The sequence below is a fragment of the Pseudomonas sp. NBRC 111127 genome (assembly GCF_001320345.1).
Taxonomy (GTDB): Bacteria; Pseudomonadota; Gammaproteobacteria; order Pseudomonadales; family Pseudomonadaceae; genus Aquipseudomonas; species Aquipseudomonas juntendi.
The window spans coordinates 1-14,085 of the sequence record NZ_BCBD01000143.1 but is presented as its reverse complement, the minus strand read 5'-3'; the positions used below and the strand labels follow the sequence as shown (position 1 = coordinate 14,085).

The window sequence follows — 14,085 nt, the reverse complement described above, 5'->3', positions numbered from 1 at the left end:
ACTGTCGTTCAAGCATGCGACTGGCAGAACATCGAGCGTCACCGCACAATTCGAGATGATCGCAGGCCGCTGCCAAACCGCTGCGTTGCAGCCTGGCAGGGCAAGCCGTTTGCGCAGGAGCCACATACTGCAGCAAGGCATGGGCTTCAATCTCGAGGTGACGGTCAAGCTGGCGATGCGCAACATCCCAGGGTTCGGGCAGGCGCAACTGTTCGTGGACTTCAGCGAAGCCAGCCACCCTATGTGCACCCTCGGCAGCACGGATACCGCGGCACGGGCCATGGGCGAATTCATACTGGAATGCCTGAAAGGGCAAGCACAGTTCAGTCGCTCGCTGACGCTGCTCACGTTCGACCCGGTCGGTTACGACGCGCTTTCATTCGTCGACTGCGTACCCATTGCCATGGCAGCACCTGTGCCACAGGGCAGCCTACCGGGTGACGATGGCGCCGTCGTTCTGTTGATGCAACTGGCTGGTCAGGCTGAACTTGAGGGTATACCCAGCAATCTTCCGTATTTGTTGCCCGAGAAACAGCAGGGCCTGAAGGTGAATCATGGCGCCGCCCTGTTGATTGGCAAAGTAAGAAGTACCCTGATCGATGCCGCTGGCCAGCGACTGTTGAGGCAGCTGCTCATGCCGGAGGGGCACGAAATCGAGTTCAGCGACGATGCCACACCATTCGACCGGATTTTTTTCGGGGAGGTAGGCCCAGGCGACGCGACGCGCCGGCTGCAACCGGGCGTGAGCAGCGTCGCTGCAGGGTCGTCGCTGCACTTTACCGTCCAAGGGCAACCGTCAGCGAGCTGGGGTGCCCGCAACCTTCGATACCCCCTTGCCACTGGCGGTATCGACCCGCAGGGCCGCTACACCGCCACGGCGGTGGAGAACTTCGCCGGCGAGCAGAATGTCATCGTCGTGACCGCCACGGCTACCACCGAGCAGCGCACGTACACCTGCTCGGCGCTAGTGGTGGAGTCCGAGTACCCGTTGGCGATATCGCCGCGCGTCTCGCCCTGGAGCCAGGGCGATGACCCCATCGAATTGACCGCAAACCGTGCAGGCAGTTGGGCACTTGTCGGCGAAGTGCACGGTAAACTGGAGCCAGACAAGAGCGACGGCCGCCGTGCGACATTTACCCCCGACGGTGAATCGGGGGGTGTCGCGGTCCGCCTGCAGCGTATTCGGGTCAGTGATGGTGATGAGCATGGCTACGCCTCGATTGCCTTGACCCACACCCCCACCTTGCAGATCGAGCCCTTCCATGTGCTTCGGATGGCTTCGGACAGCCAGCAGTTCGCGTTGACCGAGGTCGAAGCCGAAAGCTGGGAAGTCTACGGTGCCGGAGAAATAGACCCGATTAGTGGCCTGTATAGGGCTCCAGCGCCTGGCGTGGAAGCGGGCGAGGTCAGCGTGGTGCGTGGCAGAGCTGGCCGTAGCGGTGGCTACGCGCTCATCGAGCATCAACGTAACGCCCCGATGAGGGTAGCGGCAAAGCAAGAACGTTGGCGCGAACTCAACGAATTCAGCCTGAGTCTGAACCACCCAAACCGCAGCAAGGTGTTGGCCAACGGCGTGCAGCAAGTCGGTATTGATATCACCATCGTCACCAACAGCTTCATCGACAGTTCGGGCGAGACGGTGTTCGACCCCGTCAGCGATCTCGAGCTTTCTACGCTCAAGCTTCTTGGGCCAGGGGGCGCGGAGATCGATTACCTGCCCGCGGATCAGGAAGCCTTGCAGCCGGGGGGTAAGCTTTGGGCAGCGTCCAAAGTGCGAAACCGTTTCGACTACCTACCCACTGCCAATGCAACGGAAGTGGCCGATGCGTTGCATGCCCCCAACGATGGTAAGCGCACCCTGACCGTCTATGTGCAGACCCTTTCAGCCGAGGTGAGCAAATTCACCGCCAAGTTCCAAGCGCATGACAATGGCTGGTGGTATTCGGATGACGAGCCCAGCAAGGAAAAGGGGGAAATTTTACTCGAGGGCGTACCTGTACCCCTGCCAAGCCTGCAGGACTACGACTGGGCGGATGCAGGTGGCGGGCTGCGGGTGGCCGCCGAGAAGGGCAAGGATGAAATCGGCTCGGATGGCCGCCCGGACATTTTCAACTACTGGCACTACACCACCGACTACTGGCAACTCCAGGGCCGCAATATCACTTTCGTCGACGTACGTTTCCAAAACAGCTCAATGATCAGGTGGGAAAGCGAACAGGCCAATGAGACATTCGCCTCATACACAGGCTTTGGGTTCAACCCTCGGCGTAGGGCGGATGCACCAGAAATGCACGAAGGCGTGGAGTACAGCGGTAAGTTGCAGTTGCTGACGCTGGAACCGTCGGTCGCCTACACCCGCCTAGACTATGCGTTGAAAGGGCAGTACCAGATTCCTAGAGGCACGTTGCTCTTGACCTTGGATCGCACCTCGGCTTTTCCCTTCTGGCAAGCAACGGCGGGCGACTACCGGAAAATCCTCGACAAGCCGTTGTCGTTCACACTCACCGACAACTACGGCAGTGCCCATTCACTGATGGTGACTTTCAGATTGGGTACCGATGGCCGCAACGAATTGCGTCTGTCGCTCGGCGCTGAGCTTATAGGAGACCCATCATGAGTATGCAAACCGTCATTCACTCCAATGCCTTCAACTTCATGAGTTTCGTGCAGGGCAGTGTCGACGCCCGCACCGGCCAGTATGGCCTGGGTATCGATCTGCCAGGTCTGCCGGCCAATGACCTGTGTGGGCCCGATCTGCCGTTGCGCCTGGCGTTCAATCCCCTTAACAACCGTGACTCGGGCTTTGGTACCGGTTGGAACCTGGTGCTCAGCCAGTTCCGCATCAGTACCGGCATGCTCGACCTGCACAGCGGCGAAGCTTTTCAGGTGGTCGACAACGGCCCGGGTCAGCAGGCCCTGGTGCCTGAGCGCAAGGTGGAGAGTTTTCATTTTCGCAATGTCAGCGAAGGGCAGCGAAAGCGGTTTCGCATTGCCCACAAGTCTGGTCTGGTCGAGATCCTGGAGCCGCAGCAGGGCGACGACGACCTTGCCCTGCCAACCCGTATACTGGCGCCTTCGGGACATGGCATTACCCTGGCCTACAAGCCTTACAAGCATGGTGCCTGCCTCGAGTCGATCGTCGATGATGCATCCCGTGCCTTGCTGTGGATCGATTATGCCGGCAACGATCATGTTTCCATCACGCTGCACCCGAACACGCAGCAAGCGGCTCTCTATACCTTGGAGTTTTCAGGAGACCGGCTGAGCAAAATCGTCTTGCCCAGCGAGGACAAGGGCCGTTGGGCATTCGCCTACAAGCCTGTGGAGTATGCGCCCGGCAACACCCTGCATTTGCTGGAACGGGTGGACAACCCTTCGGGCGGGGTGGAGTTGGTACAGTACAGGGAGCAGGGGCATGGCCTTCCAGGCAGCTCTGGAAGGAGCCTGCCTTATGTTTCACAGCATGTAGTGCAGCCTGGCAACGGGCAACCCGAAATGAAACTGGGGTACACCTTCAGTGCCAGTAATTTCCTGGGGTTTGGCTCAGGTATCGAGTGGGACGACAATGGCCGGGACAACCTCTACAAGGTAGCCGATCCAACCTACCAGTATGAGTCCACGGTCAGTCATTACCTCGATGACAAGGTCGCACGTACGGTGAAGCGCACCTTCAATCGTTTTCACCTGCTCACGCAAGAAGTCACCACTGAGCAGCGCTGTATCAGAACCACCGTCACCAAATATCACGAATTGCCCAACAAGCAGTTCGCTGAGCAGCCGGCCTATTTTCAACTGCCCCACACCGTTACCGACAGTTGGGCGATCGAAAACAACTCCGTGGACTTTAGGCAGGAGGAGCATGCAACGATCTTTGATGGCTTCGGCAATCTTACCGAGGAATGCCAGCCCAACGGTACGCGCACTGTTCAAGAGTACTACCCGCAGGCGCAAGACCCAGAGGGGTTCGTTCGGAATGTGAAACAACGCACCGTGCATCCTGCCCAGGGTGCTGGTATCGAGGAAGGGGCGCCGACGCTTGCCACTTTCTACCGCTACAAAGTGTTGCCTGGCCTGGGCGAGTCCGCTGGCTGGCTGGTCAAGGATCTGGAACAGGAGTGCCGCTTGCTGGCGGACGAACAGCGAGCCGAGTTGCGCAGCGTCGATTACCTTTACCACGAAGACCCGCTCGACCCCCTGCGGTATGGGCGTCTGCAGCAGCAGGTCAGCACCATGAATGGTCTGGCGACGATCATCGACTTCGACTACCTGTCACTGGTGGTCGATGGTCACCCTGTGGTGCAGACCTGCCAGACTGTCACTGGCCACGACCATGGTGAGGCGTTGCCCGAAGGAGGAGAGCGTCACTCGCGCAAGATTGTGACCTTGCAGGATTCGGCATTGTTCGGCGAGCCGCTGTTGAGCCGCGATGACAATGATGTGGAAATTCGCTACGAGTACGATCGTCTACGCCGGGTCACCCGGGAAACTGTGGCGCCCGATACGCAATATGCGGCATCACGTCAGTACGCTTATGTGCTCGTGGCCATACCAGGCAACCAGGCTACGCAGACTCGGGTGGATGTCAAAGGTGTGGCTACCTTGAGTATCGTCGACGGCCTCAACCGTGTGACCGAAGAGCGCCGTCAGGACCCCGACTTCGGCGACACGCCCGCTCGACAGCAAGCTTTTCGCCAGACCTACGCTGCGCGCTACGATGGTCTGGGCAATCTGATCGAGGAAACCGAGGTGGACTGGCATCGCCTGGCGGACGTGCCGTTGCCGCATGCCTACCATTACGACGGCTGGGGCAGCCGCTGTAGCGAAGTAGGCCCGGATGGCGTGGTCCATCATGATCAGACCGACCCTATCGGTGCTCCGCATTACCGTGGCCCGGTGCGCAGAGAATGGCGCGAGTCCGCCGATGGCAGCCTCAAGAGTGGTCAGACCGTGACCTGGATGAACGCATTCGGTACAGCGGACCAAGTGGAGCGCATCGACACTCAGGCCAGGCCTGTCAGCCGTCATCAGTACTTCTATGATGGCCTCGGCCGGTCGGTGCGTGAGGTGAGCCCGAGCAATGACGAAACACGTTTTGCCTATGATGAATTCGATCGCCTGGTGGATAACCGGTTGCCCGATCATGCTGTCGTCCATCGCGAATATGCCCTGCACAGCCAGGAAGACCTGCCGGTGCGGATCGAAGTCCGGCTCTTGGAAAACGACCAGCTTCGAACTAGTGTCCTGGGCCATCAGCGCTTCGACGGGTTGGGTCGGATGGTCGAGTCGATCACTGGCGGCCGCGTCCGTACTTACCACTTCGACCCGGGCCAGCGCCAACCTAGTCACGTTCTCACGCCCCGTGGAGAGCGGATCGATTACACCTATCTCCCTCAACTTGGCGAAGAGCCGTTGAGCCGGGCGCTGACCAAGGAAGGCATCCATGCCAGCTATGTCTATGACGAGCAGAACGCACGCTTGAAGTCGTGCGCCGAGCAGGATGTCCTGTTGACCCGTGAATACTTCAGCACCGGTGAAGTAAAGCTGGAGAAGCGCCAGCACGGGGCAGAGGCCGCCTATGAGATGAATTACGTGTACAGCCGCAATGCAAGCCTGTTGTCCTACACCGACGTGCTGGGTAATGAGCAGGTCTATCGCTACGATTCGGCGGGGCGGCTTGAGTCGACGGAATTGGGGGCGCTGCTGAGCGAGTTCACCTATGACCCATTGGGCCGGATGGAAACCATTCATACCCAGGATCTGCAGGCAGGCCATTCGCTGAAAATCTCGCTTGTACACGACGACTTCGATCGGGAAACCGAGCGCAGCTTCGACTTTGGCGCGTCGGGCCAGGTGTTGAGCCAAGATTACGATGCCGATGATCGCATAACTTGCAAAAGGCTCACCGAGGGCGAACTGACACTGCGTGAGGAGCACTTCGAATATGACGAGCGCGGCAGGCTGCTCGACTACACCTGCACGGGTGACGTGGATTTCATGCCGGTCGATCCGTATGGGAACACCATCGAGGCGCAGGCTTTTCGCTTTGACACCGTGGATAACATTACCCGTGTACGCACGCTGCATAGCGAAGGGCGGGTGACCGTTGACTATCACTTCGAGAACCCGGAGGACCCGGCGCAGTTGTCGGGTTTCACGATAACCGGGCTTGATCCGCAGCCGCGGGAAGTGCTGCTGGCGTACGACCCTGATGGCAACCTGATCGTCGATGAGCAAGGGCGCCGGCTTGATTATGACGCGTTGGGGCGCTTGGTCCGTGTGAGTGACGTGGGCGGGGTGCCGCTAGCCGATTATGGCTACGACCCGCTCGACCGCTTGGTGGCTCAGCAGTCTGGCTGATATCCAGTTTTGCTTGCGTAGCAACTGGTAAAACTGCCAGTTGCTACGCCGGGCATGAGCAGGTGAAATCGTGTCAGAAATTCTTGTGACTAAACCTCGTAAGGATGGGCGTCTCATGAACGGTATGTCAAAACAACTCTCGGCATCGGAAAAAGTTCGCCAGAATTTCCGGCTCCTGAAGGCGCGGAGCAAAATGTTTGCAGACCTCGCCGATTTGCAGATTGATCCCAGTATGTTAGCGGACCCCGTTGACCATACGGTCTTTTCGAAATTTCTCATCGATAAAAATGAAAACTTCGTTCTGAGCGTGCCGCACTGGGCGTTCACTGAGACGGATAAGCTGAGAATTGAGCACTCCCGGGATGGGACGACATGGACGACACTTCATGAGGAGACGATAAACTTTTTCGAGAAACCTATCGCCAACCCTTATCCAGTGACATTGGATACGACCCTGGATGAGATGAAGCTCAATGGTGTACACCACTTTCGCTCCTGGGTCATGAATGATGCGGAAGAACATTCCAGCTCCAGGCCGCTGACGCTCATTTTCGATACCGAACCACCCTATGGGAATTCCCAGCCCCTTGCTTTTCCGAGCATTCCCCCTGTAACGGACAAAAGCCTGGAGCAGGCAGATGACAAAGTACAGGTCATGCTACCCGGCTATGAAGGCTGGATGGCGAAAGATAGGGTGTTGGTCTATTGGTTGACCGAGGTACCTGACAATCCCGAAGACCTGATCAACCTTGCGCCCGTGGCAACTGTCGATACCACTGGCGAGGATCAGGTCATCGAAATTCAGGCGGCAAAAGTGATCGAGGTGGGTGACGGTGGCGTGTATGCCTTGTATGTGCTGCTGGACAAGGCAGGGAATATCAGTAGGCCGTCATTGTATACCCCCGTCGCTGTCGCGCTTGGGCCTCTACCGGTTGCGTTCGACGACCCAGAGGTGCCGTTGGCCACCGACGCGGATGGCCACCTGATCGACCAGGCCGACGCGATGGAAGGCGTGGAAGTCTGGGTTCCTGTGTACGAAAATGCCAAGCCCGACGATCATGTAACAGTGAGTTGGGGAGCGACGCCATTGGCTGCTGAGCGGGTAGGTTCGGCACCTGGGGAGTACGTCCGGGTTGCGGTGCCGGCCGCGGTGCTGCTGGGGGCGTATTCAGGCACAGGCCCAAAGGAGACGACCGTTGCCTACATCGTTCAACGGGGCACCCATGAAGCCGGCGGGGCTGATACCACGGTCTTCGTGGATTTTGAAACGCTGGACCCTGATTTCCCGGGGCCCGACTGGCCGGACCCTACCCAGCCCGATTTGACCCCGCTCGCAGTCAATGGCCGTGGTGGTACCAGTGAGGAGAATCAGCTGGATCGCGCTGACGCGGATAAACCCGTCGATCTCAAGGTGCTACTGGCTGATTTTATCCAGGTGGCCGACGTGCTTACATTCTACTGGGCTGATCAAAAAGCAGCGGTCCATACGATTATTGAGAAAGACGTTACCGACGGAGAAGTCACTGTCGAGATCGCCTGGAGTGTCGTCGAACGAGGTGGTAACCGAGCAGATCTTCCGGCCCATTACGTCGTAAACCGGCCTGAGATACACAATCCGGTACATTCACAGATAACCAGGGTTGAGGTCGATGGAGTGGTCATCATTCCACAGGTTCCGGTCTTTCAGCATTTGAGCTCCAGTGGCCTGATCAACTGCCAGAGCATCAAAGACAGCTCGCCCCATGCGGATGGGCCGGCCGTTGTCGTGAGCGTTCCTGATCTAACTCCCTACCAGCAGTTCGGTCCCTTTACCCAGGTACGTATGGACTGGTGGGTCTATCGCGGGCGCAGCGATGAGCAGGGTTTTGAGATTGTCGACGAAGTAACGCTTCAGCAAACAATCCCTATCGATACAGACCATCCCGTTACCGGTTTCACTTGGCGAGTGCCTTGGGAAACCAATGTAGAACCGAGTTACGAAGGGTCCGAGGATCCAAACCTCCTTCGCCAACGGGCCAACGCTACCTACACGCTTCTGGGCGAGAAGGACCCACTGACGTCAGAGACAGCCAAGGTGCAATTGGCCTTCGTCCCACCTTCCGGGCAGTGCACCCCAACCTGATCTACATGTGCCGTTGATGTTGACAGTTAGCCGCACGCGTTGGAGGGTAATTATGAATGTCAGGATTTTCCACTTTGAATGTAGGTGTTTTTCTACAGAAAAATCTGATGGCGACTGTAGTCTTGAGATTTATGCGAGCAATTGAGCAGTTCGCGTCACTTCTTAATGGTATGGAAAATCATTCATGATCAAAGCATCTCACGGCTTGGGTTGGGGGCGGCGGATAGTGATTGGCATTGCAACGGCACCCTTCAGCTTGTTCGGTGCCCTATCAAACGCTGCCACTGTCATTGTCGACAAGGATACAACGATAGATGGCAGCGCACCGATCGACAGCTATCAAGTACTGGGCGGTGCCACTCTGACGGGCAACGGCGCAATATTGCAGGGTGTGCACCTGCGCGGCGGAGGTGCTCTGGTACTGAATGGCAGTACGGTCGATGGCGACGGCGATGCCGTCCTGCTGGAGGGGGGAGCCCAGGCCACGCTCGATGGTAGCGTGGTGACCAATCGCGGGCGGGGCCTGGTGCTGGCCAGGGACAGCCAGGGCGGCTCGGTGGCCAGGGTAACGGGCAGTACCATCAGCGGCGCGCAGGGTGGTGCCTCGGTTGCGTCGGGTTCGCAGTTGTACCTGATCAACAGCACTGTGCAGGGCTCCACGGCCGGGAGTTATGGGGTACGCCTGTTCAACGGGCTACTGCAGGCCCAGAGTAGCCAAATTGTCGGCGCTCAGGAGGGCATTCTGGTGGGCGTCGACAATAACAACCCCGGTCAGGCGCAGATTGATCTGGACAGTTCCCAGGTTGTTGGTCAGGACGGTGCCGCCATCGTGGTGGCCGGAAGCAGATCCGGTTCGGCATCGGCGGTTATCCATGTCGCTAACGGGTCCACCCTCAGTGGCAGCAACGGCAATCTGTTGGAGGTTCGTAATGACTCCACCGCCGACCTGACGGTCGATAATGCGCATTTGGTAGGTAATGTGGTGGTCGAGGAAGGCTCCAGCGCCGTGGTAACGCTCGACAATCAGGCCAGCCTGACCGGCCAGCTTGAAAATGTGGCCACGTTGACTATCGCCAATCAGGCGCGCTGGACCTTGGTAGACGACGCCAGCGTCGGTGAGTTGCGACTCGACGGGGGCACGGTGCAGTTCGGCGCCCCCACTGCCTATCACCGGTTGACGCTCGAAAGCCTGTCTGGCCAGGGTACGTTCGTCATGGATGCCGATTTTTCCACAGGGTCCACGGATTTTCTCGATGTGACCGGCAATGCCAGTGGTAGCCACAGCCTGTTGATCGGCAGCAGCGGTGCCGAGCCCGACAATGAGAACGAGCTGCACGTGGTGCACACCGGTGGTGGTGATGCGCAGTTTGCATTGCTTGACGGGCCGGTAGATTTGGGGGCTTTTTCCTACGAACTGGTCCAGCGTGGTGACGATTGGTATCTCGACGGCTCGCGCAAGGTGATAAGCCCTGGTACACAATCGGTGATGGCACTCTTCAACGCCGCGCCAACGGTCTGGTATGGGGAGCTGAGCTCCTTGCGCAGCCGTATGGGAGAGTTACGTCTGGATGACGGCAAGGCCGGCGGATGGTTGCGTAGCTATGGCAACAAGTACGACGTAGCTGCCAGTTCAGGCGTTGCCTACCGGCAGATCCAGCGTGGGATCTCGCTGGGTGTGGATGCGCCCTTGCCGGTCGGCGATGGCCAGTGGTTGCTAGGCGTACTGGCCGGGCATAGCCGCTCGGACCTCGACCTCACAGGGGGGACCACGGGTGAGGTAGAGAGCTATTACTTAGGCCTGTACACCACCTGGCTCGACCGGCAAAGCGGTTACTACTTCGATGGCGTGGTGAAGCTCAACCGCTTCGACAATGAGTCCAAGGTGGCGCTCAGCGACGGTAGCCGGGCCAAGGGCGACTACGCCAACCATGGTGTGGGAATGTCCGCCGAATTTGGTCGCCATATTGAACTGGATGATGGTTACTTCGTTGAACCCTTTACCCAATGGTCAACCGCTTACTTCCAGACCAAGGACTATCACCTGGACAATGGCCTGAAGGCTGATGGTGAAAGGGCGTGGTCGTTGTTAGGTAAGGCAGGGGCGAGCGCTGGACGTAATTATACATTCAGTGACGGCCGTGTCCTGCAACCCTACCTGCGTGCAGCGTATGCCCATGAGTTTGCGAACAACAACGCCGTGAAAGTCAACGGTCACCACTTTTCCAATGACCTCTCCGGCTCGCGCCTGGAGCTGGGCGCCGGGTTGGCGGTATCGCTGGCGGACAAGCTGCAGGTGCATGCCGACATAGAGCACAGTCGTGGCGAGGGCATAAATCAGCCTTGGGGCGCGACTATCGGGCTGCGCTACAGCTGGTGACCTATGGTCTGGAGGGAGGGCCTAAGCCCTCCCGTCATGAGGGCTACGAAAAAATGACTGGGATATTCAATGAGACTGGCGAACTACTGGAGCGTGTAGCGGTACCAGACGTGCTGCCAGATATCCCGGGCGGGCAGGCAAATCTACTTCCTGTCGCGGTGTTGTCGAACCCCTTGAGGGTCATCGTTCCCATCTGGCCAATCACCGACCCCCGGGAGGGTGAGCCAGAATCGCTCAAGGTGATATGGGATGGCGATGTCGTCGACAGTGACAGTTGGACTGGCCCTATCCCTGCCGACGATTTGGTGCGCGAGATACCGCAAAATCGCCTCGCCGATGGCCAGCATTGGATCAAGTACCTGGTTACGAACGGCAGTGGCGACTCCAGTGACTCGGAATGCTATAGCGTGGTGATAGATCGGACTGCGCCAGTTCTTTCAGCGGCTCGTGGTCAATTGCTGGTGGTGGAGGACCCTGACGAAATCGAACAGGGTGGGTTGACTGATCACTATCTGGACAACCATGAAGATCGATTGCGTGTCGAGATTCCTTTGTACGATGAGCCCATGCCGGGTGACAAGATTCTCTACTACTGGGATGAGGAGCCGGACAGTGACGAGGAGGCCGGTGATTTCACGCTAGGTTCGGAGCACATGGGCAAGCCGATCTACATTGATTTTGCCCGCGATCTTATTCTCGCCCGAGGTAATGGGGTTCGCTATCTGAGGTATGTCATCGAGGACCGTGCCGGGAACCGGAGTGCTTTTGCCCGCTACCTGCAACTGACAGTCAAGGTCGGTGTAGCACGCACATGGCCGCCTGTGCAGGTCGAGCAAACTACGGGAGCGGGGGCTAGCCTGGCCTTGGAACTTGACGATTTCCATCAGCCGTTGCTGGTGTTGGTCCCTGACGAGGCAGTGGTGTATCCCGGCGAGTCAGTGAGGGTGATTTGGGGCAGCCCCGGTGATTACGGTTATTACACCACCGACACGGAGGTAGCTGGGCGCCCCCGCCATTATGAAATACCCGTGGAGAAATTGGTCGGACAGAGCCGCACGACTATTTCAGTCAATTACCAGGTCGAAGTGCATTTACCCGACCCAGTACACCTGCAGGTCAAGGCACTTAGCAAGCACCTGCCACAAGTCCAGCTGGACGGTAACAGCGGTAATGGCTCGGACTTCAGCCTTACGCCGGTTCGCGATGCTTACACGGTCAGTCTGGGAACCTGGCGATTGATTGCGCAAGGCCAGCGGATCACCATCTGGGCGACCGGTGTATCGAGCAACGGTGGCGATGCTGAACCCTGTTACGTGCTTGACGGGCATCCGGTAACGGCTTCGCAGGCGCAGCGGGGCATTGGCAGCGAAGGTGAGGTTTTGTTGCCCAGGGCTTTTCTGGTGGCCTTGCTGGATAACAGCCCCTTCACCTTGCATGTGGCAGTCAGTTTTGATGCTGGGAAAAATTGGATCAACTTTCCCGGTTCCTCGTTCGTACTGAGAAAATAGTTCGCCACTTCAGGGGGCAGTGATTGAAAGGGGGGAGCGTATTTCAGCTGATCTGCCGCCATAGTCGTTGATGATATCGAATGCTAGCGTTACGTCAGGCCCGGTCGGCAGCCGTTTCAATTTATAGGTCTGGGAGCCCTTGGGAACTGCCATCGCCTTGGTGTCGACCTGTTCTTGTCTGTGATTGTCATTCAGGACCAGTTTGCCAAACGTGAAGTAGAAGGGCGATGGATTGTCTACGATCAAGTAAGGCGTTCCGTCGATCGAGCGAACCGACCATTGCAGCGTGTTCAGGCTATCGGCTGGGTTTTCCTGTATTTCGCTGGGCCGGTAGAACAGTTTGATTCGAGTGCGAAGTGCAATCGTCAGGCTATTCTTCTGCTCCGATTCAGCTTGAGGAATCTCTTGCAGGTTGAAGAAAAACAAAGTTTCACGATCGTTTGCCAGGTCATTGGGCAAGCGATTGATCTGTACTGTCTGTTCGCCCTGTGGAGCGATCTGGAACAAGGCGGGTGAGGCTATCAGGGGCACTGCCGTGGTGATGTCGTCCGCCTCGGTGTTTATCCAGGCCTGGGCGGCATAGGTGGCGCGGCTCGGGTTGGCCACCACCACCGAGGTACTCTGCTTGTCACTGGTTTGAACGATTCGAGTTGAGCTGATCGTCAGCGCCGCGTGTGCCGGGATGCACGCAAGGCTGTGCACCGCCATTGTGACCAGCGTCGCAAGGACGACTTTCAAGTTTGGCATGGTTGGCAATTTTACTTTGATGGCATTAGAGCAGGTGCGCCTTGGCGCACCCATGGACCTGCAAGAAGCGGGTAGGCGTCAGCGTATGTCCACCGTGAACGTGGCGCTGCCTCTGAGCTGTCCTTCGGTAACGTTCGCCTTGACCGTCTCCAGTCGGGCGGTGAAATTCATGTCGGTGGGTACGCTGTCGCTTAGCTCGTACTCGACCGACTCGGCATCAGGTGCCAGTTCGGCATTGCTCTTGTCATAAATGGCAAGCGCCATGCCATCGCTGTAGCCCACTCCGCTTTGCAGGCCATACAGCCTTCCGGATGGGTCCGTACCGTAGTGGGCCGCAAATTTCACGAAAGCCTTCTGGCCAGCGGCGATGGTGCAGGTGGTCGGGTCGACGCGAAGGGCGAAGCGGACCATCTCGGTCTGTTGACCGATGGCAGTGAAATTCTCGCTCCTGAAGTCACCGAGAAAGACTTTCGGCAGGGACGGGCCGCCCGGAGTGACTAGGTCGATCGGACAAGTACCACCAGCGCTGACGGTGCCCTCGAAATTGATGATGCCGTTATTGGCCATCGCAGAGCTGCCAATCATTCCCAGTGTGAGTATTGCAAAAAGACGTTTCATCTGGTTCCCCGATACGAAAGTTCGATACAGCCGCTACCAACGTTGGCGCGTTTATCGCGGCTTAATCGAAGGCTACATCGCACAGTTGGGGCGTTCTGTAGGGTATGTCCGGATCGCTGTCGGGAAAAAGGGGCGTGACTTAGCGCTACCTGGTATTGGCAGGCTAGAAACGGGAAGGATCTTGAGCGAGGTGCAAGCGTTGCTTTTCCTCGACCCAGTCGAAGGGCTCGCCTTGCTCCTGAGCCTCGTGGCGGCGTTCTTCCAATGCCTGATAAAGCGCTAATTCCTCATCGGCCATGAAATGCAGGCAATCGCCACCAAAGAACCACAGCAAGTCCCGCGGCACCAAATGACCG

The 14,085-nt window shown here is 58.0% G+C and carries 8 protein-coding genes; 5 read left to right on the top strand and 3 right to left on the bottom strand.

Translation table 11 applies throughout. The annotated features are described in order from the left end of the window. The 5 genes from APH30_RS21315 to APH30_RS21295 all read left to right on the top strand — a co-directional run. Positions 1-2,617: hypothetical protein (locus APH30_RS21315; protein WP_218186815.1), on the top strand; the 2,617-nt coding region annotated here is incomplete at its 5' end. Continuing rightward, on the top strand, positions 2,614-6,357 hold the full coding sequence (locus APH30_RS21310; RefSeq protein WP_054913689.1) for an RHS repeat protein: 3,744 nt from the start codon (positions 2,614-2,616) through the stop codon (positions 6,355-6,357). The genes APH30_RS21315 and APH30_RS21310, both read left to right, overlap by 4 nt. A 115-nt stretch (positions 6,358-6,472) precedes the next feature. Then, the gene (locus APH30_RS21305) at positions 6,473-8,479 is read left to right on the top strand and encodes a hypothetical protein (RefSeq protein WP_054913688.1); all 2,007 of its coding nucleotides are present in this window, start codon (positions 6,473-6,475) and stop codon (positions 8,477-8,479) included. Positions 8,480-8,663: 184 nt separating this feature from the next. Further along, positions 8,664-10,856 carry an autotransporter outer membrane beta-barrel domain-containing protein gene (locus APH30_RS21300; protein ID WP_054913687.1) on the top strand — a complete coding sequence of 731 codons (2,193 nt, stop codon included), beginning with the start codon at positions 8,664-8,666 and terminating at the stop codon, positions 10,854-10,856. A gap of 53 nt (positions 10,857-10,909) precedes the next feature. After that, a complete protein-coding gene (locus tag APH30_RS21295) occupies positions 10,910-12,364 on the top strand; it encodes a hypothetical protein (RefSeq protein ID WP_054913686.1) in 1,455 nt (484 codons plus the stop codon). Between the two features lie 9 nt (positions 12,365-12,373). On the opposite strand, the gene APH30_RS21290 is transcribed toward APH30_RS21295, so the two are convergent. The 3 genes from APH30_RS21290 to APH30_RS21280 form a co-directional block, all read right to left on the bottom strand. Then, positions 12,374-13,111 carry a molecular chaperone gene (locus APH30_RS21290; protein ID WP_082416225.1) on the bottom strand — a complete coding sequence of 246 codons (738 nt, stop codon included), beginning with the start codon at positions 13,109-13,111 and terminating at the stop codon, positions 12,374-12,376. 78 nt (positions 13,112-13,189) lie between these two features. Then, positions 13,190-13,729: a fimbrial protein gene (locus APH30_RS21285; protein WP_082416224.1), complete on the bottom strand. Its 540-nt coding sequence runs from the start codon at positions 13,727-13,729 to the stop codon at positions 13,190-13,192. Between the two features lie 163 nt (positions 13,730-13,892). Beyond that, positions 13,893-14,085, bottom strand: a 193-nt coding sequence (locus tag APH30_RS21280; RefSeq protein WP_305728797.1) for a PA2817 family protein, incomplete at its 5' end; no start/stop codon positions are given.